Source organism: Paenibacillus sp. URB8-2 (genome assembly GCF_013393385.1).
GTDB lineage: Bacteria > Bacillota > Bacilli > Paenibacillales > Paenibacillaceae > Paenibacillus_AQ.
This window is the reverse complement of the sequence record NZ_AP023239.1, coordinates 2,852,129-2,876,922: the sequence shown is the minus strand read 5'-3', so window position 1 is coordinate 2,876,922 and position 24,794 is coordinate 2,852,129. Positions and strand designations below refer to the sequence as shown.

The window sequence follows — 24,794 nt, the reverse complement described above, 5'->3', positions numbered from 1 at the left end:
GACGGAGCTTTTGTACACTTTAGCCAAGGCGAACCCATATACAGAACAGGAGTGAACCCTGTGTGTCGACAGTAGGAATTATTGCCGAATACAACCCTTTACATAACGGGCATGTCCATCACTTCAGAGAAGCCAAAAGACTGTCCGGCGCATCCCGCTCCATCGTCGTGATGAGCGGCCCATTCACCCAGCGCGGCGAGCCCGCGGCCGTAAGCAAGCGGGCTCGCACCGAAATGGCCCTGCTCATGGGCGCCGACCTGGTGATCGAGCTTCCGGTCGCTTACGCCGTCCAGCCTGCGGAGTGGTTCGCCTTTGGCGCGGTTGCGCTGCTTGAAGCGACAGGCGTCGTGGACAGCCTGTGCTTCGGCTCCGAGTCCGGCAGCCCCTCGCAGCTGCTGCCGCTGGCGCGCTTTCTCGCCGAGGAAAGCGGCCCGCTTCAGGGCGAAATCCGCCGGCGTCTTGCGCTCGGCGAGGGCTTTCCCGCCGCTTACAGCGCGGCGGCGGCGCTTGCATGGCGGGACCGCCTTGAAGAAGGCGGCCCGGATGGCGTTGTCGCAGGCGCCGAAGGACCTGCTGAAGGACCTGCCGACCGGACTGCTGGTCCGGCAGACATGTCCGGAGCGGGTGCCGGCTCCGCTTCCCCAATGAACGGGAGCGGCCTGGAGGATCTGCTGCGCGGACCGAACAACAGCCTCGGCCTTCATTACCTGATCGCCCTGCGGCGGCTGGGCAGCGGGATCGTTCCGCTGACCGTTCCCCGCCTCGGAGCGGGCTTTCACGAACCGCTCCGCTCCGGAACCTCGATCGCCAGCGCAACGGCGCTGCGCGGACTGCTGCGGGAAGGCGGATCTCTTGAAGGCTACATGCCGGAAGACAGCCTGAGCATCCTTCGGCATGAGCAGGAGGAAGGCCGGGGGCCGCTCGATTGGGAGAGCTTCCGGTCCCCGCTGCTTCACCTTCTCTCCACCCGCTCAGCCGCCGAGCTTGGCGGACTGCTGGATGTGGGTGAAGGATTGGAGAACCGTCTCCTGCGGATTGTACCGGAGCTTGAGCGGTTCACGGTTGATGGTCTGCTCTCCGCCTTGAAGAGCAAACGCTACACCCGCACCCGGCTTCAGCGAATGCTGCTGCATATTTTGCTGAATCACGGCAAGGAAGAATTCTCGCCTGGCGCCCTCTCGAAAGGTCCGGGATATATCCGGGTTCTCGGTTTCCGGGAGAGCGGCAGAATTCTGCTAAAAAAAATGAAGCAAAGCGCCTCTCTCCCCGTCATTATTCGGCCGGCGCTTAGCTCCCATCCCCAGCTTACGCGGGATCTTCAGGCTTCAGCGGCCTACGCCGCAGCCTTTGCCTCACCGCTCCGCAGCGATCTGTACAGCGACTATCTGAAGCCGCCGGTCATGGTTTGACCGGCAGCTTCTCCATGTACTGAATAGCCTCGCTTAGTGTCGATACGGGCACCAGCTTCATCTTGGTGCCGATTTTGTCCGCTTTCGCCTTGGCTTCTTCGTAGTTCTTAACCGGAACGAAAAAGATTTCCGCGCCCTTCCGGTCGGCGGCTACGATTTTGAACTTCACTCCTCCAATCGGACCCACTTCTCCATTCGGATCGATCGTGCCGGTGCCGGCGACTCTGTACCCCTTGGTCAGATCACCCTTCGTTAGCCGGTTGTATATTTCCATAGTGAACATCAAGCCCGCCGACGGACCGCCGACATCGGTATCCGTAAAGCGGACTTCTCTCCCCGACTCCGAGGCTTTCACCTTCTGAACGGCTCCAATGACGACGCCAAGACCCGGACGGACCGCCGGCTTGCCGCTGTCCTTGATCTCCACGAGCGTTATGTTTTCCGTAAGCTTCTTTCCGCCGCGATCCAGCGATACCACAACCTGATCCCCGACTTTTCTGGAAGACAGCAGCTTGCTCAGCGCCTCCGGATCGGCCACCTGCCGCCCGTCAACGCTGACAATTTTGTCTCCGGGCTGAAGCTGCTTGTGACCCGTCTCCCCGGGAACGGAGAACACGAACAAATAATCGGTAGCGTCATGGTATGGAATGCCGGCCGCTTTGTACGCAGCCTCCACGGCATTCAACTGCGAGCTGCTCATATAGTACACTTGCGTAGCCGCGTATTCTTCCTCCGTCTGATTGCCGAGCCTTTCGGCTTTGCGTTCGACTTCAGCGTTCGGATTCAGCGCCGAAAATAGCAGCAGCGCCACGTTGGCATAGCTGGCGGAAACGGTGGTCATCATGAAGGTTCCCGCCTCCTCTTTATCCTCATTCTCCACCTTGATCATGGGGGCAACTTCGGAGGCGCCTCCCGGCTGGTACACAACGTAAGGCGTCCCCATGAACACAATGATGTAGACCAACACGATCAGTGTAAACAGATAGACCCCGGCGCGAAATCCCGTTCTGTTCCTGGATTGCCTCAATGGAGTTCCCTTCTTTCCAATAGACTCCGCCTTCATTTCCGGTTATGTATTTTGTGGAGACCGATTTGCGGTCCTGCACCCGCTTTAGCATGACGGTTGCCCGGTCTGCATAAATTGTTAGTAAACTCGTCTGCTCCCAAGCTATGAAGAGGTGGAATGAAACATGAACGCAAATATAACGCGAATCGCCAAACAATCAGCGCCTTTTCTGTCCGGGGGTCTGGCTATGCTTCTCGCAACTGCCATCATTTCCTCGCCGGAAAGCTCGTTTAATGCCTCTCTTCAAGGCTTGAAGCTGTGGTGGACGCTCGTCTTTCCGGCGCTGCTGCCGTTTCTGATGCTATCGGAAATGCTGAGCGCCTCCGGTTTCGTTCATGCCATCGGCGTTCTTCTGGAGCCGCTCATGAAGCTCGTCTTCCGGCTGCCGGGCTCCGCGGGCTGGACGCTGGCGCTGGGAATGACGTCCGGATTCCCCGGTGGTGCCCATGGAGCAGTCCAGCTGCATCAGCAGGGCGAAATCTCCGGTAGAGATGCCGGCCGTCTGGCTTCACTTGCCCATTTCGCCAGCCCGGTCACGCTGCTGATCGTCGTCGGCGCCGCCATGCTTCACAGCCCCGCGGCCGGTTACGGCCTGCTTGCCGTGCACTGGGTTGCGGGGCTCGCCGCAGGCATGACGATATCCGCGGGAGCTCCCCCGCAAAAGGATACCGCTCCGGCTAAAACTTCCGCCATTCGTCGGGCTTCCCTAATCCGGCGTGCTGCATCGGCCGCAGCGGACGCGCGCGCAAGGGACGGCCGCAGCTTCGGCAGACTGCTTGGCGAATCGGTAAGCGCCTCGGTGCAGAGCCTGATGCTGGTTGGGGGTTATATGATTATCTTCGCCGTCGTCATCAGCATTGTAACAAGGCAATGGCCCATGCTGCCAGCCGCCCTGCCAGCCAGTCTACTGGAAATTCATCTTGGGGCGCAGGCGCTGACGACCGGAGTCGCACCGACAGTCCCTGGATTGTCTATAGGACCGCTCGGGCTTGCGTTGCTGTCGGGAATGCTTGGCTGGAGCGGCATCTGCGCACAGCTCCAAGCGCTGACGGTGCTGAGGCCCGCTGGTGCCCGCTTTCTCCCGTTTGCCGCAGGGCGGCTTCTGCACGGCGGTTATGCGTTCCTTCTGACGCTGCTGCTCTACAAACCGCTTACTGCGATTCAAGAGGCGGCACTGCCCGCTTTTGCAGGCGGGAACCTTTCTCCTATGTCCGGATCATCTGGAGAAGGAGCGGCCTGGAGCTTATTCCCCAATTTAGCCGCACTGTTGGTGTTGATGCTGCTCTCCTTGCTGATTCTGTCTGCCACTGTCCGGCTTACTTCAGCTCTCCACCGCCGCTTTCGCTGAACTTCAGCCGGATTGCCCGTTCAACTTCCGGAGTGACGAAATCAGTCAAATCTCCGCCAAAATGGCCGATTTCTTTAACCACGCTGGAACTAAGATAGGAGTACTTCGGATTCGTCATCATAAAAATCGTCTCCGCATCCGAATTCAGCTTGCTGTTAATGGTAGCGATTTGCAGTTCATATTCGAAATCGGTAACGGTGCGGATGCCCCGGACGATAACATGCGCATTTTTTTGCCGGACATAATTGGCAAGCAAATCCCGAAAGCTGTCTATTTCCACATTGGGAAGATGCGATGTTACCTGACGAAGCAGATCGGCGCGCTCCTCTACAGAAAACAGCGGATTTTTGCTTAAATTATTCAATACGGCCACGACCAGCCGGTCGAATTGCTTCGCGGCCCGCTCAATAATATCGATATGGCCCAGCGTTACCGGATCGAAACTACCGGGGTAAATCGCGACCCTTTCCTCTCTAATTTGCAGACTCACTCTTGTACCCCCTCATCCTTATCGATGTCGGTCTCTTCGCCGGATACATAACGGTAAATGGATACCGCCGTTTCTCCATACACTGCATGACGCAATTGTTCAAAGCCCGGGATTTGTTCGGGATATTCATAGCCGGACTCGTGCTCAAGCACAATGACCGCGCCCTGGCGCAGCAGCCCTTTGTCTGCCATGAAGGCCATTAGCTCGTCCCCGAATTTATGACGGTAAGGCGGGTCCAGAAAGACGAGATCGAATATCCGCCCCCGCTTCTCCAGCGCGCCCAAGGCCTTGTTCGCATCGTTCCGGTATACCTCGGCCTTTTCTGCGAGCCTTGCAGTCTTTAGATTCTCGCGTACCGTATCGATGCTTTTCGGCTCCATGTCGATAAATACTGCGCTGTTCATCCCCCTGCTCAGGGCTTCGATTCCGAGTCCGCCGGTCCCGGCGAACAGGTCCAGCACGTCGCCTCCTTCGAAATAAGGGCCGATCATGCTGAAAATCGCCTCTTTGACCTTATCGGTCGTAGGGCGGGTTCCGGTTCCCGGAACGCTTTTTAAAGGTCTTCCCTTGGCTGTGCCCGACACCACTCTCACTGCTTGCTTCACCTGCTCTGTATATCTATTTATTACGCCAAAACGGCATAATTTCACGCCTATCGTACCACATTCCCGCCGTTAAATAAAAAAAATTGTCGCATCCCGTCACGTGAGCCGGCGGACAAAATTTTGCATGATATGTATAAAATCAGCTGTCAAGGGTCATCCTGTAATTATCGACATCACAAAATGTCGTAGACAACCGCGGAGCAAGCTTACGCTTCCCCATAAGCTCTTCGTCCGGTTTCTCCTCTCCCATGAAAGGGCCTCGTCGCGAGACGGGGCCCGATTTTTGTGTGTAAAACCTTATTTATCAAGCTCGAAATATTCGGTCAACAATTCCCTGAACCCAACTCTCCGTATAATGGCTCAATATTTCTGGCATACTTAACTTGTCAAAAATGAACTAAAAAAGGAGCTTGAATATGACAGGGATTCTAGGCGGCAACCCCAAAGAAGAACCGATGCATTATGGAGAGATCTTTAACGTTTGGTCGGCTTCAATGGCTGCAAAAGGAACGGTCTCTTGTTATCGGGCATATTTAAATCATGCTGGTGACCACGACCTAAAAAAAGTATTAGGCTCGTTAATTGATCAAGCTGAACTGGAAATCAGTGAATGCGATAAGCTTCTCGAGGACAATGGCATCGCTTCAGCGCCAATATTGCCTCACAGACCCGAAGTCAAGCTTGAGGATATTCCTGTAGGTGCGCGATTTACAGATCCGGAGATTGCAGCTAAAATCGCTGCCGAGAATGCAGTCGGACTTGTTGCTTGCAGCCAAGCGATGGGCCAATCGATTCGTGAGGATATTGGCACTTTATTCGCCAAGTATCATGCTACAAAAGCAAGCTTAGGTCTGAGAATCCTGCATATAAACAAGAAAAAAGGCTGGCTAATTCCTCCTCCGCTTCAAGTAAAAAGACCCGAACCAGTTAAAGCATAAAATCAAGAGGGTGTCTCCTAAGTCGAATAGGCGAGACGCCCTCTTTCTTTTCGTATGAACTTATATGGTCGCTGCCGGAATAACTTTCTTCGATTTCACGCTCACCCATGTTGGCTTAGCTACAACAGGTGCTAATGGAACCATGGGTTCGCTCGTTGCCTATGCCCTGTACTCAGTTAGTGTCACTGAGGTCCTTATACCTTTTTTACAGCAAATGCTACTCGGATAGGAATCTAAAGCCGGTTATCAACTAAGAAATTTCGACGGAAATTGTTGAATGATTCCACTCGTCATCACGTCAGCCATTCCAAGCGCTTGCGGTTCAATTTGGTCATTTGATGCAATGTTCTCCGCATAGTTCCCGGCAATACGCGTGGCGACCTCATTGGTGAGCAGCCTCAAATGCTCGTGGAGCATTTGCCGCCACTCCGCTTTGGACCAATAGGGATTGATCCGGGCCAGAAAGTCAGCAATAGCATCCGCATTCTCATACCAGCGCTTCTGGGCGTCCGCGGCCGCTTTGGAGTTCCCCGCCTTCAGCGCCTTGACGAGCTCGGCAGCGATCGTGAGATGTCCCCGCATCAGTTTGGCAAACTCGGTCGCAACAGCCGGACCATAGAATGGGGCAAGAACTGCCGCAAAATCGTCGGCATTACGGAGGAGCCTTTCGGTTGTTTCTTTCTCATCCTTCAGGCCATCAACAATACTGTTGATCGTTAATCGGGTCCAGTACACGTGCTGTTCCCATAAAGCCCTGAGCTTCCTGTTCAACTCTACTTTCGATGGCGTCCACTCCCATTGATGGGGCTGTCGGAAAGCATAATTGCTATAGATCGGGAAATAAGTATACATAGGCTGACTCCTTCATTTTTTACTACAGTATATAGGCGGAGTGCTCATTTTGTGCTTGCATGTAACCCCTTTGGCGATTCCGGTCTTGACCATCCTGCGGTACTTAGCCTTATTTCCGAAGTATCCGCCGCCACCTCATGCTCTTTTCGTAACCCTCGGATTTCCGCTATACCTCTTATTGTTGTCTGCGTGCAATCGCGAAGAAAATAAGCAACGCCAATATAGAGCCGATAATCGCGGGCACGATGTAAAATCCTCCAACGATTGGTCCGCGGGCGCCTAGCAATTCCGTCCCTAGCCAAGATCCCACAAAGCCAGCCGCAATGTTGCCGACGATACCTCCAGGCACATCTCTGCCAATCAAGTTGCCGCTTAACCAACCAATTAACCCGCCGACAATCAATACCCATAACAGATGCATTCAGTTATCCCCTCTCAAGTTGTTGGTTCAAGGTATGTTAGGAACTGAAAAAAGGGACCCATCCTTTCAACCCATTACGGTCGTCGGACAGATCCCACCCGGAGCAGCGCCCCGTGCTCAAGCCTTTATTGTATTGCGATTGTATTGCAATTTCAGATTTGCTGCGATTTCAGACTTTTCAGTTCCTGTCTCTTGGCTGCCAGCGCAGTAAAGGTCTCGAAGGTTTGGCGCGCCAATTCGGGGAGTTGTTCCAGGTTCAGCGGCAGGCCCTCCGCCAGATCGTGAAGCTGGTTCTGCAAGTTGATGGCCGCACTGTTCAATTGCTTAATTTCTTCCTTCAGCTGAACGATTTGCTCCATACATTACTCCTCCTGTTTGAGCCGTCTCGTCTGATACAGCCCATGATAATAATTGCATCTTTAATAACTATACCGTATTTATAACTATTATTATGTAATAAATGTTACAGTAATTAGACTAGCATAGAGATCAAAGAAATATTCCCGTTGAATACGGCTTTGACTTGGCTTATGATTGATGTCAAATTAAGGGGGTGCCGAGGATGTGCGGTCGATACACGATAACCGTTGCTTTGGAAGAGCTTATGCTGAAATATTACACCCAGGACGTCACGATCAAACATTACGCTCCAAAATATAATGCCGCGCCGATGCAGAATCTTCCCGCCGTTATCGGCACCGGGGCAGGAAACCGAGTCGGAGAACTGCGCTGGGGGCTTGTTCCTTCCTGGGCTGCGGACGACAGGTCCGGAAGCAAAATGATCAATATCCGCGCAGAGACGCTGCAGGACAAGCCTTCATTTAAAAAACTTCTCTCCTCGCGGCGCTGCATTATTCCGGCAGACGGATTTTATGAATGGCGCAGTCAAGGCGGAAGCAAGCAGCCAATGCGTATTATGATGCGTGACGGGTGTGTTTTTTCGCTGGCCGGTATTTATGATATATGGGTGAATGCGGATGGAAAAAAGCTCGGTACCTGCGCCATCATCACTACGGAGCCCAATGCTCTAACGGCGGAAATTCACAACCGGATGCCGGTAATTCTTCGTCCGGAAGATGAGAATAACTGGCTGGAGCGAAGCAACCATGATGTGGACAGCCTTGCCAAACTGATGAAGCCGTACGATGCCTCAAAAATGCGGGCCTATCCCGTCTCCGCGAAGGTCGGCAATGTCCGCAATGATTCAAAAGAATTATTGGAGGAAGCTTAGCATTCATTGAGGCTAAAGTATTCCTCTACCACATGGAAAGTCTGCTGCAAATCTTATCCAATTGTCAAAAGCCGCCGCCGGATCATCCGTGCCGTTCAGTATTTCCTGTATCCAATCCCGCCGGCTGTAGTAATGACGCTGAAACGGTTCGTCAGGGATCAGCCATATAGCCTTATGCCAGGGTTTCAGGCAAGGCGCAACCAAAGATGGCAGCAGCTGATTCCCCTCGACAATAAGCGGAAGATGGCTCCGTTCCTCAAGATCCCTCATGACGAAAGAGAAATCCTCCTTAAAAAATTCGATGTACTCTCTTAACTGTTCCTGAACACTTCGAATGTAAAAAGCTTCATTATAACTCATCCTCGAAATCTTATGCATTGCAGGCTGATCCCGGGCGGATATGTTCCTCAAATGGCGGTCCAGATGCTCATCACAGGAATACAGATCCCAACCCTGCTTGTCCGCGAACCGCTTAGCTATTGTGCTTTTTCCGGCACATGCCGATCCGCCAATCCAGTATATGGCTTGTTCCAAAATAGCAACCTCCTCTTCTCATAAAAATATAGCATTTTGCAGGCTGGCTGTAAGCGTTTGAGATGCCATCCCCTTTCGCACCATTTAACCTCCCAAGCCGTTTCTGTTAAACTTGAGTTATCGCCAAAACAACGCTAGGGAGGATAAGATTATGAGAAAGCCCATTTACGCCGGATGGTGGTTCTGGGTCTTTATCGCGGTCATTGCCGCGGGGATCATCGTTGCGGTTGCCACTGGAAAACAGCAAGCACAGAACCCCCTGCCTGCGACTTCTCCGTCGGCGGCTGCGGGTTCGCAGGAGCCTTCCCCGAAAGCGTCTATTACGCCTTCAGCAACAGCGTCTCCCGGCACTTCCGCGGCAAACCCTGCGTCGTCTGCCGTATCGCCTTCAGCCGCAATACCTGAGACTGACGCGCCGTCGACAACCGCTCGACCTTCGATAGCTCCGAGCCAAACTGCCCCTGCAGATCAGGTGCCTTTGCCGAAACAGGAGGTGCAGGCCTATTCGCAGCAGTTGAAGGGTGCTCCATTTATTAGAGACGTCGGGATCGGAACGGATAATATAGAAATCAATTACTTTGGCAGCTTCGCAGAGTACAAAAAAGCCAACCCGGGCACCAAGTTAACAACAATGGATTATACGGATTATTTTGGAACTGGCGACGCCATTAACAAAATACTTATGGAAGAACCGACCCGGCTGTTCCGCCATTTTCCGGGCACGGCCTCCATTGACATCACCATTCCGTACAGCGGCAAAACCTATTCGGTTTCCCTGACCAAAGGTTCAGTAGAGAATTTTTTTAATACCGACCTTGATGGCATCAAGACCGACGAGCAATGGAGAGAACAAATCAGCAGTCCGTACTTCAACAAAAAATACCGCGATCAATTCGCGGAACGGTACGTCAAGGTTAATTAATGTCTTAAAAAATACATTGATGCCTGCTCTAAGTCCGGTTCAGTCCAGTTGGGAATGGAGGATATCCGATGTACGATTGGATCAAAAACAACAGCCTGCTAGAGTATATCGCAGAGGAAGACAGAATAAATTTTGACCGGCCCGATTTTCGGATGGAGAAGGTAGATATGATGACAATTCCCACTTCGGCAACCGTGCTCGCACAATTATTCCTGTCCCCCAGCGTCTGGCTGAACGACAATATAATGCACGAAATTTGGGGGCAAAACGAAGAAATCCGGCGTTTAATCATGGACGAGGTTGCTCCTCATTTTCTGGATGTGAAGTTGTGTGTTAAAGAAGGAGAGATTGAAACGATCTACATGCGGCATGTCAGGCCGGAATCAAAGGCATTGCTCGACTCGGTACAGACCGGCATCCTTCCGGTAATGGAGGATTTGTACAGACATCGTGATACTAGCCTTTGGCATCATAAGGGAAGAAGAAAGCTGCTCTATTACACGGTGAAAAATGAAGCGATTTCAAGCAGCAAGCTCCCTGACACGCAAGGATTGGAAAAGGTTCTGCAAAAAGCTTATTTCGACCGGAATGAGGATTATCGGCTGCTTCCTTTGGGCTGGACTTTTGACGATTCCTTGCGAGAATCTGCTGCGCTGCGCTTTTTTGCCGGGTTCGTCCCAGTTCTGACACTCGTCGTCGATTCGGAAACCAATCAGGTTATTACACTCGGGCTTTCCAGAGAAGAAATGAAATATAGGGTCAAACTGAATTCCGCCAAACCCGGGCCTCCGCGAAGAAACAAAGACTTCCTCTACTTGGACATGGGCCGCGGTCTGGTCTATGTTATTCATCTGAAAGAGCAGCCACCGATAACCAGTTGGGATGAATTGAAAGAATCAACGGTATACCGGCTCGGGATCGACCAGAAGTTTGAAGAGTTCGATCATGAGCATGGAGAAAGTATCCCTGAAGGAAGAGGTTTCTTCTTTAGCCAGGATTCAATACAGTCGATGGTTAAAACGGTAAACCGGGCGATCGGAGACTGAACTTTTATGGGTTGGTCTGCGAATATGTAAGAAGAAACGGTTTCGCCGTCCTCTGGAAGAGGAAGGCATCCGTTTCTCGTAAAAATATCAGGTTAAGGATTAGCGCGAAGCTTATACTTTCTGATTTTTCAATCAAAACCACCCGTATAACGGGTGGTTTGTTCTGCGGCTGAAAGCCTTTATTACTGGCCAGCCCTAAAGGGCACTGAATGGTTCGCCAACCGCACTACTTTTACTGCTACCCCTAAAGGGGTTTTCTATTTCTTCTTCTTTCGATTATCTTTGATCTCTTCTCCTGTAAATGGATCAATGTATTCCATGATTGTTATTTGTTCCGCGACGATATCCTCCTGCAGTTGATTTTGGATATATTCTTGTATCACTTTCTTGTTCCTTCCGACGGTATCCACGTAAAACCCTTTACACCAAAATTTCCGATTTCCATACCGATACTTTAGGTTGGCATGTCGGTCAAAGATCATCAAGCTGCTCTTTCCTTTTAAATATCCTATAAACGCCGATACACTGAGCTTTGGTGGAATACTCACCAGCATATGAATATGATCTTTACACGCTTCTGCTTCGATAATTTCTACATTCTTTCTTTCACATAGTTGTCTCAGTATTTTCCCAATATCTTGTTTCAATTTCCCATAGATTACTTGGCGTCTATACTTTGGGGCGAACACGATATGGTACTTACAATTCCATTTTGTATGTGCTAAACTGTTCACATCAGATGACATCTGTATTCCTCCTATTGTGCGATAAATTCGGTTGGCGAACCAAATTTATTGTAACATTAGGAGGAATTTTTTTTGATACATCGCTGGAAGCTCTCCCGAACCATACGCATAGCGTATGGTTTTCTTTTGCCAAAAAAGGACCCCGCCTTTCGGCGGGGTCTATCATTTATTATAAGGGGGTTATGTCTAATTTACCCTAGGCAGCTTAAATGAATCTGAATCGCACCTAAAAATTGATTTGTTCATTTGGTGCCGATTCCAGGTTCATCAGCAGTTCTTTCACTTTGACGACTTCCCCGATGATGATCATCGCCGGGTTGCCGATCTCGAGCGCGGAAGCCAGCTGTTCTATATTATCCAATGTCCCAACAACCGTCCGCTGCCGGCTTGTCGTCCCGTTCTCGATCAGCGCCACCGGCGTCGATCCCGCCTTTCCATGGCGCAGCAGTTCCTCCCGGATTTGCCCGAGGCGGCCGACGCCCATGTATACGGCTATCGTATCTACGCCACGTGCAAGATGCTCCCAGTCCAGCGGAGCTTCCGTGTCGCCGCACCGGCTCGCGGTGATGACGGCAAAGGAAGCCGCGACACCGCGGTGTGTTAGCGGGATGCCTGCGCCCGCGGCTGCGCCGATGGCGGAAGTGACACCCGGGACAACTTCCCAGGCGATGCCGGCCGCGGCTGCGGCCAACGCCTCTTCTCCGCCCCTGCCGAACACGAACGGATCGCCTCCCTTCAGCCTGACGACCCTAGAGCCTTGACGGGCATGGTGAATCATCGCGTGTTCGATCTGCTCCTGGGTCATGGTGTGCTGCCCCGGCGCTTTGCCGCAGTAGATCAGAAGCGCATCGGGCTTCGCATAATCCAGCAGTTCCTTCGACACAAGCCTGTCGTACAGTACGACGTCCGCCTCCTGGATGCGGCGCACCGCCTTCACTGTGATCAATTCCGGATCTCCCGGTCCCGCCCCGACGATGGATATACGGCCCGTTTTCATAGGCTTTTCACCAATGCCGCTCTCTCGTGCAGTACCAGTTCGACCGATCGGCTAGCCTTAGCCATAAGCGGCAAGGAGGACAAGCCGGGCAGAGAGCTCTTATGGGACAGGTAGAGCAGCAGGCTGGTGCAGAGTATGCCTCCGATAAAGTTGCCGAGAAGAACCGGAATACCGTTCCAAATCCACCAGTCGGCAAAGGAGACGTCGGCAATCATAGACTGCAGAACTTCACCGGATTTTACGTAATCCATGATGTGCTTCCCCCTTGCTTAACAGATTTCTTATGATCGTTCATACACCCGCAGTGGCAGACGTTAAACTGTCAGATAAATAGCTCCTGTGGCCGGGTCAACCTCAACCTCGAAGGTGGGAACGCATCCCGTATCCGGCTCCTGCACCTTCCCGGTATGGAGATCGATGCGCCAGTCATGCAGCGGACAGTGGACTTTGTCGCCGCAGATCATTCCTTCCGACAGCGTGCCGCCTTTATGAGGGCACTTGTTCTCCACGGCCAGCACTTCCCCGTCAGACAGACGGAACAAGGCGATTTCCATGTCATTCACTTTAAGGGTCCGCGATCCCTTGCGATCGATTTCCGACACATTGCCGATATGCATTTTGGTCATCGTCATATCCGTTAGCCCTCCTGGTAAACCGTCTCCGTCTGAGAGATCGGCTCGAAATTTTTGCGAAGCTCTCTGTTTGTCACAATCTGCTTCCACGGATCGGTGGTCACGCTGAGTGCCGTCTGGATTCTTTCCTGCAGCTCCAGCCGCGCTTCTCTGTCCTCGAGCGCCTTCTTGATGCTGTCCAGTCCTACACGCTCCACCCAATTGGAGGTTCTTTCGTTCCAACCGGCATTTTCGCGATAATATTGAAGGAATGCGCTTGCCCATTCGACAACCTCATCCTCCGTCTTCACGACGCACAGCAGATCCGTCGCCCGGACATGCACGCCGCCGTTGCCGCCGACATGAAGCTCCCAGCCCCCGTCGATCGCGACAACGCCGAAATCCTTGATCGTCGCTTCCGCACAGTTGCGCGGACAGCCGGAGACGGCAAGCTTGACTTTGGCCGGCGTATTCAGCCGCTCGAACTCTCTCTCCAGACGGATGCCCATCCCGATGGAGTCCTGGGTGCCGAACCGGCAGAAGGTCGATCCGACACAGGTCTTGACCGTACGCAGCGTTTTGCCGTATGCATGTCCTGACGGCATGTCGAGCTCCTCCCAAATTTTCGGCAGGTCCTCTTTTTTGACGCCAAGCAGGTCAAGTCTTTGTCCCCCCGTAAACTTCACCATCGGAACGTCGAATTTCTCTGCGACTTCGGCAATCTTTTTCAGCTCGCCCGGGGAAGTTACGCCGCCATATATCCGGGGAACGACGGAATAAGTGCCGTCCTTCTGGATGTTGGCGTGATAACGTTCATTCGTGATGCGGGATTCCTTCTCGTCCACATATTCTTCCGGCCACAGCATGCCGAGATAGTAGTTCAGGGAAGGGCGGCATTTCGAGCAGCCTTCCTCATTGCTCCATTCCAGCACATTCATGACTTCCTTAACTGTCTTGAGCTCCATCCGTTTGATCTCGGCGACGATCTCGTCCCGGCCAAGCGATGTACAGCCGCAAATGCCTTCCTTGACCTTGACTGCCGCATCGCCCGCATACAGCTCAAGCAGCCCTTCTACCAGCGGCTTGCAGCCTCCGCAGGATGCCGACGCTTTCGTGCAAGCCTTGATCTGCCCTACACTGGCGCAGCCGCCGATCGTAATGGCTTCCGCGATGGCGCCCTTGGATACGCCGTTGCAGCCGCAGATGATTTCATCATCCGCCATGGCTTCCAGACGAGCGGTTGGAGAAGATTTCACCGCGTCGTCCGGCAATCCGAGCAGCAGAGATCTTTCTTTTCCCTGAATGGATTCGCCGCTCTTAATTAGAGAGAACAGCTCTGCGCCATCCGCCGTATCTCCGAACAGCACCGCGCCGATCAGCTTGTCCTCACGGATCACAAGTTTCTTATACACTCCACCAATCTCGTCCTGATAGCGGAGCGCCCGCGAACCGTCGGGTTCTTCGTACTGTCCGGCGGAAAAGACGTCCACGCCCGACACTTTCAGCTTGGTCGAGGTTACCGATCCTTCGTAGCCCTGCGAATCAATGCCTGCCAGCCGTTTGGCAAGGACGGCCCCCTGTTCATACAGCGGTGCGACGAGGCCATATGCGATACCCCGGTGCTCCGCGCATTCCCCGATGGCATATACGCCCGGAATATTCGTTTCCATATAATCGTTTACTACAATGCCGCGGTTAACGGTTACGCCGCTCTTTTTCACAAGCGTGGTATTCGGCCGGATTCCGACCGCCATCACGATCAGATCGGCTTCAGCCGAACTGCCGTCCGCGAAGAGCAGGCTTTTGACACGTTTTTTGCCAAGAATGGCTTCCGACTGCTTGCGCAGCAAGAATTTCATGCCCTGAGCCTCCAGCTCTCTTTGCAGCATGACCGCCGCTTCCCTGTCGAGCTGTCTTTCCATTATATAATCAGAGATATGGACGACGGAGACCTCCATTCCGAGATGCAGCAGTCCGCGGGCCGCTTCCAAGCCGAGCAGTCCTCCGCCGATCACGACGGCTTTTTTATAGGTTTTCGAGGTTTCCATCATGATCTGACAGTCCTTGATATCACGGAAAGCGATAACGCCCTCCTTGTCCGCACCCGGAAGAGGGAGCATAAACGGATCGGAACCGGTAGCGAGAATCAGCTCGTCGTAAGGAGCCTCAATCCCCTGATCGGAACGGACGATTCGGTTAACCGTATCGATGTTCTCGATTTTGTGTCCGACATGCAAGGTGATATTATGGCTTTGATACCATTCATAATCGTTAATAACAATTTCGGATAATTCCGTTCCCCCGGCTAATACTGAGGACAGCATGATTCGGTTGTAGTTCGGATGCGGCTCGGCGCCAAAAATCGTAACCTCATAAGTATCGGGAGCCAGTTTCAGCAGATGCTCGATTGCGCGTACACCTGCCATGCCATTGCCGACAAGCACCAGTTTTTTACGGGATGATTTCATATTTATATCTCTCCTCTCCATGGGAACACAAAAAGCCCGCTTCAAGCCGGCACGAGAGAAAGCATTTCTCAAACCAAACATGAAAGCAGGCGCCATTGCCGCTTTTTCTCAGATACGCCATTGTATCCGCGAAAGATTAAATTTGTTAAACTGAATATACAACACCCAATTTTAAACGTCAACAAATTTAACATATAAAATTTTTATTTTTAAAAATATCGACATCCAGCCTCGTTATGTGTTATATAAAATAACATTTGGATATAAAAAAGTCCAATTAGTAAGCGAATAACAAGCTGTAAATCCAGTAAATTCCAAGTTTAAAAAAAGGGGCGTCCGACAATGCATTCCCTATTGGTTGTATATAGCGGGCTGACCGGGAAACTCCCGGACAAGATCGAAGCCCGGTCCAAGCCGGAAGTCATTCTCAGGTCCTGCGGCTATATTGTTGAAGTGGCCGCTTCTCGGGAAGAAGCCGTCTCGCTGATTGCGGACGCCGACGCCTCTATCTTATGTCTGCCGATTACGGAATTCAAATGCTGGGCGGATCTGTTGATGTCGCGCAAGACCGCGCCCGTCATGTGGTGGTGTACGAATGAGACCGCTACTCTCTCCGTCTCGGCGTGCGAGGACAATATTATGACTGACGGTATCCTGTTTCCGTCCATGCAGCCGCAGGAGATTCACTGGAGCCTTCATTTCGGCGCCAAACAGTGTTTCGAACGGAAGCAGTGGATGAAGGAAAAGGAACAGCTGCTCTCTCGTCTTGAAGAAAGAAAATGGATCGAGATGGCGAAGGGCATTCTCTCCAAGGCCAAAAACATACCCGAATCCGAAGCTTACGATCTTCTGCGCAAGCAGGCGATGAACGAACGCAAACGGATGGTGGATGTCGCAACTTCAATCGTCAAGGTATACCAGATGCTTCAGGATCAAACTTAAGGGGGCACCGCACATGATTAACATTCTCAAAGAAGTTGCCAGAGGCAAAAGGGGCGCCCGGGATTTGAACTTCGAAGAAGCTGCCGCTGCCGCAGAAGCAATTCTTAGTCTTTCCGCCACACCGGCGCAGATCGGCGCGTTCCTTATCGCCGAAAGGATTAAGCTTGAAAGCATAGAGGAATTGGAGGCATTTGTGTCCGTCTGCCGTAAATTTACAAAGCGAGAGTCTGTCCAAGAGGGCATAGACTGCGCCGGACCTTACGACGGGCGAATCCGCTCCTTTGCGGCGACCTTTCCGACCGCCTTCCTGCTCGCCGCGGCAGGACTGCCGGTAACGCTGCACGGTTCCGCGTCGCTCCCCCCGAAATGGGGGATAACGCTGCAGGATATTATCTTGGAGGCGGACATTCCGTCCTCCGCTCTCTCCCGTGAAAGCTCCATTCATGCCGCCCGCCGCAGCGGTGTTCTGTATGCAAGCTCCGAAGAATGGTGCCCTCCGCTCGGAAAACTCCGGGGAATCCGCGAGGAAATCGGGATGCGGACCATAATAAATACGACGGAGAAGCTGATGGATTACGCCTGCTCCCCCTTTATCGTGCTCGGAATCTATCATAATACGGTCTTTGACCGTCTATCGAGACTTCTGATTAAACTCGGATACCGTAAAGCCATGATCATACAGGGAACCGAAGGCTCGGAAGACCTGCATATCGACCGTCCTACCCGGGTCTACACGGTAGAAAACGGCGATTCGGGTCTTGATATTATTGATCCTGAAGCGTTCGGACTGGATACTCCCGTTCCGGATGTTGTCTGGGATGCCCGCCTCCAGCTGACAACGACGGAAGCCGTACTGCGGGGAGGAGGCCATCTCGCCTTTTACAACCAGGTTCTGCTGAACGGTGCGGTCAGACTGCATTTGGCCGGCCGCGTCGGTTCCATCGAGGAGGGCGTGTACACTTGCAAGGATCTTCTGGATGGCGGCAAGGCTTGGGACATTTACAGCGCCTGGAAAAACGCACTGCGCAGCGTGCCTCCCGTCACGCATCATGTCTGAGTTGCAGACAACCGGATTCATTGCTTTATACTTTATACGGACGCAGCAAAGCGCCTTTCCCGAATGACGGTGAAGGGCGCTTTTTCTATACCTATATGTCAGTTCAAAGCGGTTCTTATACTCCTATCATTTATACCGCTGTTTCAAAAGTAATCCGGTTCTTGCCGCTCCGCTTGGAAATATACAACGCATCATCCGCCAATCGCAAAATTTCGCTTGTATCCTGGGTTTCGGGACTCCAGACCGCAGCTCCAACGCTGCAGCCGACTTGCACGATTTCCCCGTCGATCAGGAAAGGCTGATTGATCTTGTCAATGATGCGTTTGGCAACGACCTCGGCTTCCTGCATCGGCTTCGCCGCAGATGTGTGCAGAATAACCACGAATTCATCTCCCCCAATCCGGCTGACCATCTCATTGTCACGGGTCGATTCCAGCAGACGGAAGGATACCTCTTGCAGCAGCTTGTCTCCCGATGCATGTCCGAGCGTGTCATTCACCTTCTTGAAGCCGTCCAAATCCAGGTACAAGAAGCTGAGAGTCGAGCGGTTCTGCTTCGCTTTGCTGACTGCATAGGCCAAATAATCGTCAAGAGCCATTCGGTTGGGCAATCCGGTCAGCGCATCATGCCGAGTCCTATCGGGCATATAGAACAGCTCCGTCTCGGTTTGGCTTAAATTATTGACAAGATTCCGCAAAGAATCGGAGAGGATGGATAAATCCTTGATCCTGTTAAACTTCGGAATCTCAGCTTCGTTTCCTGCACTGAGCAAATCGGCGCTCTCGGCAATAAGCTGAAGCGGGCGGACAATCCACCCTGCGAGGAACCAGCCTCCAATGCCGAACAGAACGGCAACAGCCAGTCCGGAGATAGCGATATAATTTTGCAGTCTGTGTACGGAAGCGAAAGCGATATCTGCCGGCTGACGGATAATTACGGACCAACCGAGACCGGGGTAGTCCATATAGCCGTCTCCGTGAGCGTAACCTGTCAAATAGGACTGGCCGCCCTCTGACTTATTAATGAGCCAGGAGCTTTTGCCCTGCCTAGCCTGTGCAAGCGCCGGGTCTTTCATCGGCTTGCCTACCTGGCTGGCGGGTCCGAGCACAATCATATTATCGTCTTTGCTGACAACGAAGATCTCGACACCCTTCATATTTTCCTTGAGCGGCGTCAAAATGGAAGACTCCACCTGACGGGACCACTCCCAGCTGAGATGCGCCGCCAGCACCCCGATCGATCTGCTGCTTGCGTCCTTCACGGGAACGCTGATATCAACGAATTGCAGCGGCTCTCCGCTTGGATTGGGCAGCAGCTTGGCGAGCAGTTTGGCATCATGGACATCACCTATGTAGGGAGCTTCGATCCCGTTTTTAAAAACAGGCCGCTCCTTAATGTTGCTTCCGGCCAGAATATGATCTGTTGAGGACAGAACATTGCCTTTCGTATCCATATAACCCACCCAGGTAAACACCGGAAGATTTTCTTTCAGTTGGTTAAGAAGTCCCGCAATTTCCTCCTTGTCAACCGGCTGCTGGAACGCTTTAAGCTTGCTAAGCACATCCATTTCCTCTGAACGCGCCCACATGAAGTGATCCAAACTGTATGACATCTGGTAAGCAACCTCCGCCAGCGATCTTCCGATGGTAACCTCTGCGGTCTTGGATGATTCATTGCCGATCAAATAACTGAGCAGCGCGGTCAGCAAAATGATCACAACTGCAAACGCGCCTGCGAACAGGGTCCGCAAATTTATTGACACTCCGTCGTTCCTCCCTCTCCATTGCCCAGTTCGAGAAATGAACCATGCGAAATGGTAATGGCGTATAAACGCATGATTAGTTTTAATATATATATCGGTAGACGGACACCTTTTGTGTAGTAATGAACACCCTATGAATAGAGCGCTTTCTTAGGAGTGACATTCGATGACCGAACACTTTAATTTTTTTGTAAATTTACGTCGAGACAGATTGTCCAAACCCTCTCATTTCGATATAATAGTGTATAAATGAGCGGAGGTAAATTATGGGCGCTGCCAGCAGAAAAGAACCATTCCGTTATGTGATGAATCAACCGATTGATTGCTGGCTGGAAGTGCCGGCCGGAAGCACCGGTCACGGTACCGGCAAGCGGACCGCGGGAGTGCTGATCGACCTAAGCCGTTCGGGCTGCAAGGTCCGCAGTTCATTGAACCTCCGGTTTACGTCCGGGGATACCAGAATTATTATTCATTTTCAATTGAATGAGACTCTGCTTCAGTTCACAGGAAGCGTACGCTGGGGTTGGATGTACGGCCTTGGCGAGTACCAGTACGGAATCAGATTCGTTTTGACTGATGAAGAGGAAGAAATTCTGATTCGCGAGCTCGATATATGGACAATGTCTTCAGGTGGTGAAGGCGTTTAGAAGAAGACGGGGATGCCCGTCTTTTTTCTAAATATAAGGCATTTATAAGTTTCACGCTTATTAATGGCCTTATATTTCTACGAGAGACGTACTTGCGTCCTTCAAGGACGCCGTCAGGCGTTTCTTCTTGTGTGTACCGGAATGTGTTATAGCCCCTAGTAAAGTCCCACGCCTCCTCACTCCACGTCCACTTCATGCACATTAAATACGGGTTTGGCGTAGCCTTCTCTCTTTGTGGCCTCTTCTTTTTTCGATATAATAGCTTTAAAATACTTGCTATATTAGGAGGAAATTGAATTAATGGATGCCGTCGTTTCCACCCGCTGGCTGCTGGCCCGGATGTATGAGCCCGAGCTTGTGATCGTGGACTGCCGCTTTCTGCTGTCCGATCCCGAAGCGGGACGCAGCGCCTACCTGAAAGATCATATTCCGGGAGCCGTTTATTTGCATTTGGAAGAGCAGCTGTCCGCTCCTGTCGGCACGCATGGCGGCCGCCATCCGCTTCCGGACCCAAAAGAGCTTGCTGCTGATCTTGGCCAAGCGGGCATCAACCGGGACAGCGTCGTTGTTGCCTACGATGACCAGGGAGGCGCGTTCGCTTCCAGACTGTGGTGGCTGCTGCGCTATTTGGGTCACGATAAAGTGTATGTAATGGATGAAGGCTACTCGAAATGGAAATCGGAGAATTTCCCCGTCAGTGACAGCCAGCCTATCCGCATTCCAACGTCCTATGAACCGGAAATCCATCCCGAATTGCTGGCCGGTATGGAGGAAGTTCGGAAGTATTCGCTGGAAAGCGGATCGGCCTCTCCCCTGCTGATCGACTCGCGAGAGCCGCGCCGTTATGCCGGTCTCGAAGAGCCGATCGATTCCAAAGCCGGCCATATTCCAGGCGCGGTGAACCGGTTCTGGAAGGACGTCCTTGATGAACAGGGCCGCTGGAAAGACGTCGCCGCGCTGAAGCAGCATTTTGCCGATATGGATTTAGACCGTGAAGTTATTGTCTACTGCGGCTCCGGCGTCACCGCCTGCCCGAATGTGCTGGCACTGCATATAGCCGGATATGACAAGGTGCGGCTGTATGCGGGGAGCTGGAGTGATTGGATTAGTTATGATGAGAATTTGGTGGCTTCAGGGGAAGAGTAAAGGTAAAGAGCCCGCGTCGGACGCGGGCTTCTTACGTTTGGTTTATAGCGATGTATAGCTTCTACAACTTGCCAAGGAATATTCCGAGTCAACAGTCGTCTCACAAAAGAGCCGAAGAGAGGGCCGGAAAGCAGTTACAGCCAAATAAAGAAAATGAACTATATAGAACGTAATTAAGAAGCTAACAATTCATTTTAACCGCCAATTCGGGTAATACATTGTAAATGAATCCGAGGCGGCGATGAAAATGAGCAACAAAGAGATTGAACGGTTAAATACAGCAATGAAACAAACCACAGACAAACGGCTTTATGAAAGATTTCTAGCGGTTCGCCTTCGTTTCGAAGGACACACCTTTGACGAAATCGGTGAGTTACTTAGCCGTGCGCGTCAAACCATCAGTATTTACTGGCAAACCTACCAAACCCAAGGTCTGAGGGGTCTAGAGATGGATCATTCTCCTAGACAACCGACAAAACTTACGGAAGAAGAGCGTCATCGGTTAGCCGCAATGCTCAAGCAACACACACCCGCCGATGTAGGCTTTGAGGCCCATTATACCTGGACCCGGCCATTGGTGGCAGAATGGATTAAACGGGAATTCGGCGTCACCATGAGCGTACGAGGAATTAGCGCGATGCTCAAACGGATGAACTTCAGCTTACCAAAGCCACTTATACGCTTGCCAAAGCCAACGAGGAGGCCCAGACTTTCTTTCGAAAGCACACGTTCACTCTGCTCAAGAAGCAAGTGGAAGCTGAAAAGATCGACCATCTGCTGTTTGAAGATGAGTCCATGATTCGATCGTATCAAGCCCTTCAGTACAACTGGTTTCCTCGTGGTAAACAACGCAAAGTGCCTACGCACGGCAAACACGAAGGGGCCAAATTGTTTGGTGCAATTAACTATGAAACCGGTCAAGTTCATCACCGAGAAGAAGAAAAAGCGGATACTATTAGACTTCATGTAAGCCAATTTATGAATCGAATCAACAACCAACCGATGGAAACGATAGATCGTCTCCTTGTCAGGTTATAAACTTAATTGCGGTTTATACAGTTCTTATTTTTCTATCCTAATTGAAAATTATTATCAATGACAGTCTCTTCAATAATCCGAATCGTCTCCACAAGCCGTTTAATCCTTTTCCAGTTTTTAATCAGTTTATACGAACTCAAAGCTTCATAACAACGCCGTCGATTCCAATCGTGACCTCCCGGTAAGGCACAATTGTCCGCGCGGCCAGCATAGCCTGCTTGACCGACTGGACAATCCCGCCGCAGCAAGGCACCGCCATACGTGTCACCGTAATGCTCCGGACGTTATGCGCTGTCAGGATATCCGTTAGCTTCTCCGTATAAGCGACTGTATCGTCAAGCTTGGGACAACCGATCAGCGTGATGCGGTCACGGATGAAATCTTTGTGAAAGTCCGCATACGCGAACGCCGTACAGTCGGCGGCAATCAGCAAGTGGGCATCGTCAAAATAAGGGTTGGCCGGATTGACCAGATGAAGCTGAATCGGCCATTGCGACAGCTCGGACGGCGCTGGCGCTTGTCCGCTCTGTGAGGGCGCCTCGGCAAGCGTCGCCGCGTCCGTGCCTGATGCGTCCGTGACACCGGGTACCGCCGGTTCGAGTCGGCCGATCCGGCGGGCCATGCTGCCCGGACATCCCCCATGCGGCGCCCCGCGACCATGCAGCGGTCCATGGCCATGGTCCTCTTGCGTGGCCGCGCCCCCACCGGTCAATCCGGCGGCGTTGAGTACCGATCCGGCGGGTTCAAGCGCCTGTTTCCGCTCGGCCATACGCAGCTGGACCGCCTCATCGTCGTATGGAGCGGCCTCGCGCTGAATCATCTCAATCGCGCCGGTCGGACAGCCAGTCAGACAGTCCCCCAGACCGTCGCAGTAGATGTCACTCACCAGCCTGGCTCTGCCGTCCACCAGCTCAATCGCCCCTTCATGGCAAGTATCCACACATAATCCGCAGCCGTTGCACAGTTCCTCATGAATGACAATAATCTTCCTTTTCATTCTTTTCAGCTCCTCGCGTTCACTTTACAGGTTACTGTGAGTATAGTAGACTGGCTGCAAACAATCGGTACCGGATGTTACGGTTTGCTTCCGGGAAGGAGGATCAAGTATGGGGAACACTGCCCAGATTCTTCAAAACGTCTTTTGCTTCAAGGACAAAAATCAGGAAGATATCTCCCGCTTGCTGGAAAATCTGCTCTACCGGGTAAAGGACTATGGCAAGAATGAACTGATCGCGGCCCAGGGAGAGAGCGCGGAGCAGCTTGGCATTGTCCTTCAGGGCCAGGTGGAAGTCCAAAAAATTTATCCCAATGGAAAAAATATGACGATTGCCCGCATCGACGAAGGCCAGCCTTTCGGGGAGGCCGTTCTGTTCAGCCGGGAGCCGTTGTATCCCGCCACCATTCTGGCATCCATCCCCTCCAAGGTGCTGTATATCGGCAAGCGGGAAATGCTGAAGCTGTTCGCTTCCGATCCGGACATCCTGCTAAGCTACATGGAAAATATGTCGGACAGGCTGATCATGCTCAACCGAAAGATTGAAATTCTTTCGCTTGGTTCGCTGCGGCGGCAGATTGCCTTCGAGCTGCTAAAGATGGCGGACAAGCAGCAAACCGACACAGTCACGCTTCCTTACAGCAAACGGGTCTGGGCCGAGCATTTGAATGTTACCCGGCCCTCGCTGTCGCGGGAGATCGGCAGCATGCGGGATCAGGGAATCATTTCATTCTCCGGGAACCGGATTACGCTTGTGGACCGCCGGGCGGTTGAAGAGATATTGGATTAGAGTTGTAACGATATCGCGGCACAACGCGCGGAAAGCCGCATCCCCGGCGGGAACGCGGCTTTCTCGTATTTCTGCCGATTTTTAAAATATGGCCGAATCGCATACGGATAATCAGTTGCCATGGCTTAACACGATCTTTCCCCGTGTCCGGCCTATCTGACTTAAGAGTTGGGCTTCTTGCGCTCCCTCAACGGTTAGCGGAAAAACCGCGGTTACAACTGGCTTTATCTTTTTTGCTTCCACAAGCTCGCGAATATGATTCATATTCCTTCCATCCGGACGGGTAAAGACAAACACTACTTTCAACTGACGCTCTTCCTCCATTGCATCTATATAACGGGGGGCACACGGCATCCCGCTCGCTAATAATGGTGGCCACTATGGCATTTTTTTCATGAATTTCAGGGTGTCTCCATAAGATGAACCTCCAAGCGTATCCAGCATAAAGTCAAATTCTTTCGCTGTATTCATGCCTTCCAGGTCATATGGGAGAACGAATATTGAAATTAACAAACTCAGACTAAGAAGATGGCTGTCAACATAAAGTCAACGCAGTGTAGCGAACAAGGTTCTTAAAAAGAGGGAAACCATTAAGTTTTTAGAATAAAATACAAGTGCTGCTTCTCACTAACTATGTCGAATTCGAGAGGTCAAACCAGATAATGAACTATCTATTCTGGAATACTTGTCATTGAAGAGTATTCAATTGATATTATTCAAATGGGCGACAACGC

28 protein-coding genes are annotated in these 24,794 nt (G+C 52.0%); 13 read left to right on the top strand and 15 right to left on the bottom strand.

Annotation, left to right across the window (positions count from 1 at the left end; genetic code table 11):
- The first annotated feature begins 62 nt into the window (after window positions 1-62).
- Window positions 63-1,409, top strand: a complete 1,347-nt coding sequence (locus PUR_RS13190) for a tRNA(Met) cytidine acetate ligase (protein ID WP_179035640.1) — start codon at window positions 63-65, stop codon at window positions 1,407-1,409.
- On the opposite strand, the gene PUR_RS13185 is transcribed toward PUR_RS13190, so the two are convergent.
- Window positions 1,399-2,436 (bottom strand): SepM family pheromone-processing serine protease, encoded by a 1,038-nt coding sequence (locus PUR_RS13185; protein ID WP_232101488.1) that lies wholly within the window; start codon window positions 2,434-2,436, stop codon window positions 1,399-1,401. The genes PUR_RS13190 and PUR_RS13185 overlap by 11 nt on opposite strands.
- A gap of 163 nt (window positions 2,437-2,599) precedes the next feature.
- Here PUR_RS13185 and PUR_RS13180 point away from each other — a divergent pair, with 163 nt between their 5' ends.
- Complete coding sequence (locus tag PUR_RS13180; RefSeq protein WP_179035638.1) at window positions 2,600-3,823, top strand: nucleoside recognition domain-containing protein; 1,224 nt, start codon at window positions 2,600-2,602, stop codon at window positions 3,821-3,823.
- Here PUR_RS13180 and coaD read toward each other — a convergent pair.
- Together coaD and rsmD are read right to left on the bottom strand one after the other, a co-directional pair.
- On the bottom strand, window positions 3,792-4,313 hold the full coding sequence (gene coaD, locus PUR_RS13175; RefSeq protein WP_179035637.1) for a pantetheine-phosphate adenylyltransferase: 522 nt from the start codon (window positions 4,311-4,313) through the stop codon (window positions 3,792-3,794). The genes PUR_RS13180 and coaD overlap by 32 nt on opposite strands.
- Window positions 4,310-4,906: a 16S rRNA (guanine(966)-N(2))-methyltransferase RsmD gene (gene rsmD, locus PUR_RS13170; RefSeq protein WP_179035636.1), complete on the bottom strand. Its 597-nt coding sequence runs from the start codon at window positions 4,904-4,906 to the stop codon at window positions 4,310-4,312. Before rsmD ends, coaD begins: the two co-directional genes overlap by 4 nt.
- 428 nt (window positions 4,907-5,334) lie before the next feature.
- Here rsmD and PUR_RS13165 point away from each other — a divergent pair, with 428 nt between their 5' ends.
- Entirely contained in the window at window positions 5,335-5,856 is a 522-nt protein-coding gene (locus PUR_RS13165) for a DUF3231 family protein (RefSeq protein WP_179035635.1), read from the top strand.
- Window positions 5,857-6,102: 246 nt separating this feature from the next.
- On the opposite strand, the gene PUR_RS13160 is transcribed toward PUR_RS13165, so the two are convergent.
- The 3 genes from PUR_RS13160 to PUR_RS13150 all read right to left on the bottom strand — a co-directional run bounded on the left by PUR_RS13160 (window position 6,103) and on the right by PUR_RS13150 (window position 7,488).
- Complete coding sequence (locus tag PUR_RS13160; protein ID WP_197970088.1) at window positions 6,103-6,708, bottom strand: acetylglutamate kinase; 606 nt, start codon at window positions 6,706-6,708, stop codon at window positions 6,103-6,105.
- A gap of 175 nt (window positions 6,709-6,883) precedes the next feature.
- Complete coding sequence (locus tag PUR_RS13155; RefSeq protein ID WP_179035634.1) at window positions 6,884-7,129, bottom strand: GlsB/YeaQ/YmgE family stress response membrane protein; 246 nt, start codon at window positions 7,127-7,129, stop codon at window positions 6,884-6,886.
- Between the two features lie 152 nt (window positions 7,130-7,281).
- Entirely contained in the window at window positions 7,282-7,488 is a 207-nt protein-coding gene (locus PUR_RS13150; RefSeq protein WP_179035633.1) for a CCE_0567 family metalloprotein, read from the bottom strand.
- A 203-nt stretch (window positions 7,489-7,691) separates the two neighbouring features.
- Between PUR_RS13150 and PUR_RS13145 the strand changes: the two genes are divergently transcribed.
- Window positions 7,692-8,360: an SOS response-associated peptidase gene (locus tag PUR_RS13145; protein WP_179035632.1), complete on the top strand. Its 669-nt coding sequence runs from the start codon at window positions 7,692-7,694 to the stop codon at window positions 8,358-8,360.
- Window positions 8,361-8,372: 12 nt separating this feature from the next.
- Here PUR_RS13145 and PUR_RS13140 read toward each other — a convergent pair whose 3' ends face one another.
- Window positions 8,373-8,894: a hypothetical protein gene (locus PUR_RS13140; protein ID WP_179035631.1), complete on the bottom strand. Its 522-nt coding sequence runs from the start codon at window positions 8,892-8,894 to the stop codon at window positions 8,373-8,375.
- A gap of 151 nt (window positions 8,895-9,045) precedes the next feature.
- Between PUR_RS13140 and PUR_RS13135 the strand changes: the two genes are divergently transcribed.
- The gene (locus PUR_RS13135; RefSeq protein WP_179035630.1) at window positions 9,046-9,816 is read left to right on the top strand and encodes a hypothetical protein; all 771 of its coding nucleotides are present in this window, start codon (window positions 9,046-9,048) and stop codon (window positions 9,814-9,816) included.
- Window positions 9,817-9,884: 68 nt separating this feature from the next.
- Entirely contained in the window at window positions 9,885-10,862 is a 978-nt protein-coding gene (locus tag PUR_RS13130; RefSeq protein ID WP_179035629.1) for a hypothetical protein, read from the top strand.
- 257 nt (window positions 10,863-11,119) lie between these two features.
- Here the strand turns inward: PUR_RS13130 and tnpA are convergent, their stop codons facing one another.
- From tnpA to nirB, 5 genes are all read right to left on the bottom strand, one after another.
- Window positions 11,120-11,608 carry an IS200/IS605 family transposase gene (gene tnpA, locus PUR_RS13125; RefSeq protein WP_179034640.1) on the bottom strand — a complete coding sequence of 163 codons (489 nt, stop codon included), beginning with the start codon at window positions 11,606-11,608 and terminating at the stop codon, window positions 11,120-11,122.
- 226 nt (window positions 11,609-11,834) lie between these two features.
- Window positions 11,835-12,605, bottom strand: coding sequence for a uroporphyrinogen-III C-methyltransferase (gene cobA, locus PUR_RS13120; RefSeq protein ID WP_179035628.1), 771 nt, complete (start codon window positions 12,603-12,605; stop codon window positions 11,835-11,837).
- Window positions 12,602-12,856 carry a hypothetical protein gene (locus PUR_RS13115; RefSeq protein ID WP_179035627.1) on the bottom strand — a complete coding sequence of 85 codons (255 nt, stop codon included), beginning with the start codon at window positions 12,854-12,856 and terminating at the stop codon, window positions 12,602-12,604. Before PUR_RS13115 ends, cobA begins: the two co-directional genes overlap by 4 nt.
- A 63-nt stretch (window positions 12,857-12,919) precedes the next feature.
- Entirely contained in the window at window positions 12,920-13,231 is a 312-nt protein-coding gene (nirD, locus tag PUR_RS13110; RefSeq protein WP_179037901.1) for a nitrite reductase small subunit NirD, read from the bottom strand.
- An 11-nt stretch (window positions 13,232-13,242) separates the two neighbouring features.
- Window positions 13,243-15,684, bottom strand: coding sequence for a nitrite reductase large subunit NirB (gene nirB, locus PUR_RS13105; RefSeq protein ID WP_179035626.1), 2,442 nt, complete (start codon window positions 15,682-15,684; stop codon window positions 13,243-13,245).
- 342 nt (window positions 15,685-16,026) lie between these two features.
- Here nirB and PUR_RS13100 point away from each other — a divergent pair, with 342 nt between their 5' ends.
- Both PUR_RS13100 and PUR_RS13095 read left to right on the top strand, forming a co-directional pair.
- Window positions 16,027-16,626, top strand: coding sequence for an ANTAR domain-containing response regulator (locus PUR_RS13100; protein ID WP_179035625.1), 600 nt, complete (start codon window positions 16,027-16,029; stop codon window positions 16,624-16,626).
- Window positions 16,627-16,639: 13 nt separating this feature from the next.
- The gene (locus PUR_RS13095) at window positions 16,640-17,683 is read left to right on the top strand and encodes an anthranilate phosphoribosyltransferase (RefSeq protein ID WP_179035624.1); all 1,044 of its coding nucleotides are present in this window, start codon (window positions 16,640-16,642) and stop codon (window positions 17,681-17,683) included.
- A gap of 130 nt (window positions 17,684-17,813) precedes the next feature.
- Here the strand turns inward: PUR_RS13095 and PUR_RS13090 are convergent, their stop codons facing one another.
- The gene (locus tag PUR_RS13090; protein WP_179035623.1) at window positions 17,814-19,445 is read right to left on the bottom strand and encodes a sensor domain-containing diguanylate cyclase; all 1,632 of its coding nucleotides are present in this window, start codon (window positions 19,443-19,445) and stop codon (window positions 17,814-17,816) included.
- A 266-nt stretch (window positions 19,446-19,711) separates the two neighbouring features.
- Between PUR_RS13090 and PUR_RS13085 the strand changes: the two genes are divergently transcribed.
- The 4 genes from PUR_RS13085 (at window position 19,712) to PUR_RS26555 (ending at window position 22,276) form a co-directional block, all read left to right on the top strand.
- The gene (locus PUR_RS13085) at window positions 19,712-20,092 is read left to right on the top strand and encodes a PilZ domain-containing protein (RefSeq protein WP_179035622.1); all 381 of its coding nucleotides are present in this window, start codon (window positions 19,712-19,714) and stop codon (window positions 20,090-20,092) included.
- 300 nt (window positions 20,093-20,392) lie between these two features.
- Window positions 20,393-21,238, top strand: a complete 846-nt coding sequence (locus PUR_RS13080) for a sulfurtransferase (RefSeq protein ID WP_179035621.1) — start codon at window positions 20,393-20,395, stop codon at window positions 21,236-21,238.
- Between the two features lie 247 nt (window positions 21,239-21,485).
- Window positions 21,486-22,037, top strand: coding sequence for a helix-turn-helix domain-containing protein (locus PUR_RS13075; RefSeq protein WP_442953707.1), 552 nt, complete (start codon window positions 21,486-21,488; stop codon window positions 22,035-22,037).
- Window positions 22,034-22,276: a hypothetical protein gene (locus PUR_RS26555; protein WP_442953706.1), complete on the top strand. Its 243-nt coding sequence runs from the start codon at window positions 22,034-22,036 to the stop codon at window positions 22,274-22,276. Before PUR_RS13075 ends, PUR_RS26555 begins: the two co-directional genes overlap by 4 nt.
- A 136-nt stretch (window positions 22,277-22,412) precedes the next feature.
- Here PUR_RS26555 and PUR_RS13070 read toward each other — a convergent pair whose 3' ends face one another.
- Complete coding sequence (locus PUR_RS13070; protein WP_179035620.1) at window positions 22,413-23,273, bottom strand: ATP-binding protein; 861 nt, start codon at window positions 23,271-23,273, stop codon at window positions 22,413-22,415.
- 109 nt (window positions 23,274-23,382) lie between these two features.
- Here PUR_RS13070 and PUR_RS13065 point away from each other — a divergent pair, with 109 nt between their 5' ends.
- The gene (locus tag PUR_RS13065; RefSeq protein ID WP_179035619.1) at window positions 23,383-24,060 is read left to right on the top strand and encodes a Crp/Fnr family transcriptional regulator; all 678 of its coding nucleotides are present in this window, start codon (window positions 23,383-23,385) and stop codon (window positions 24,058-24,060) included.
- Window positions 24,061-24,171: 111 nt separating this feature from the next.
- On the opposite strand, the gene PUR_RS13060 is transcribed toward PUR_RS13065, so the two are convergent.
- The gene (locus tag PUR_RS13060; RefSeq protein ID WP_179035618.1) at window positions 24,172-24,384 is read right to left on the bottom strand and encodes a zinc-binding dehydrogenase; all 213 of its coding nucleotides are present in this window, start codon (window positions 24,382-24,384) and stop codon (window positions 24,172-24,174) included.
- Window positions 24,385-24,794: the final 410 nt, after the last annotated feature.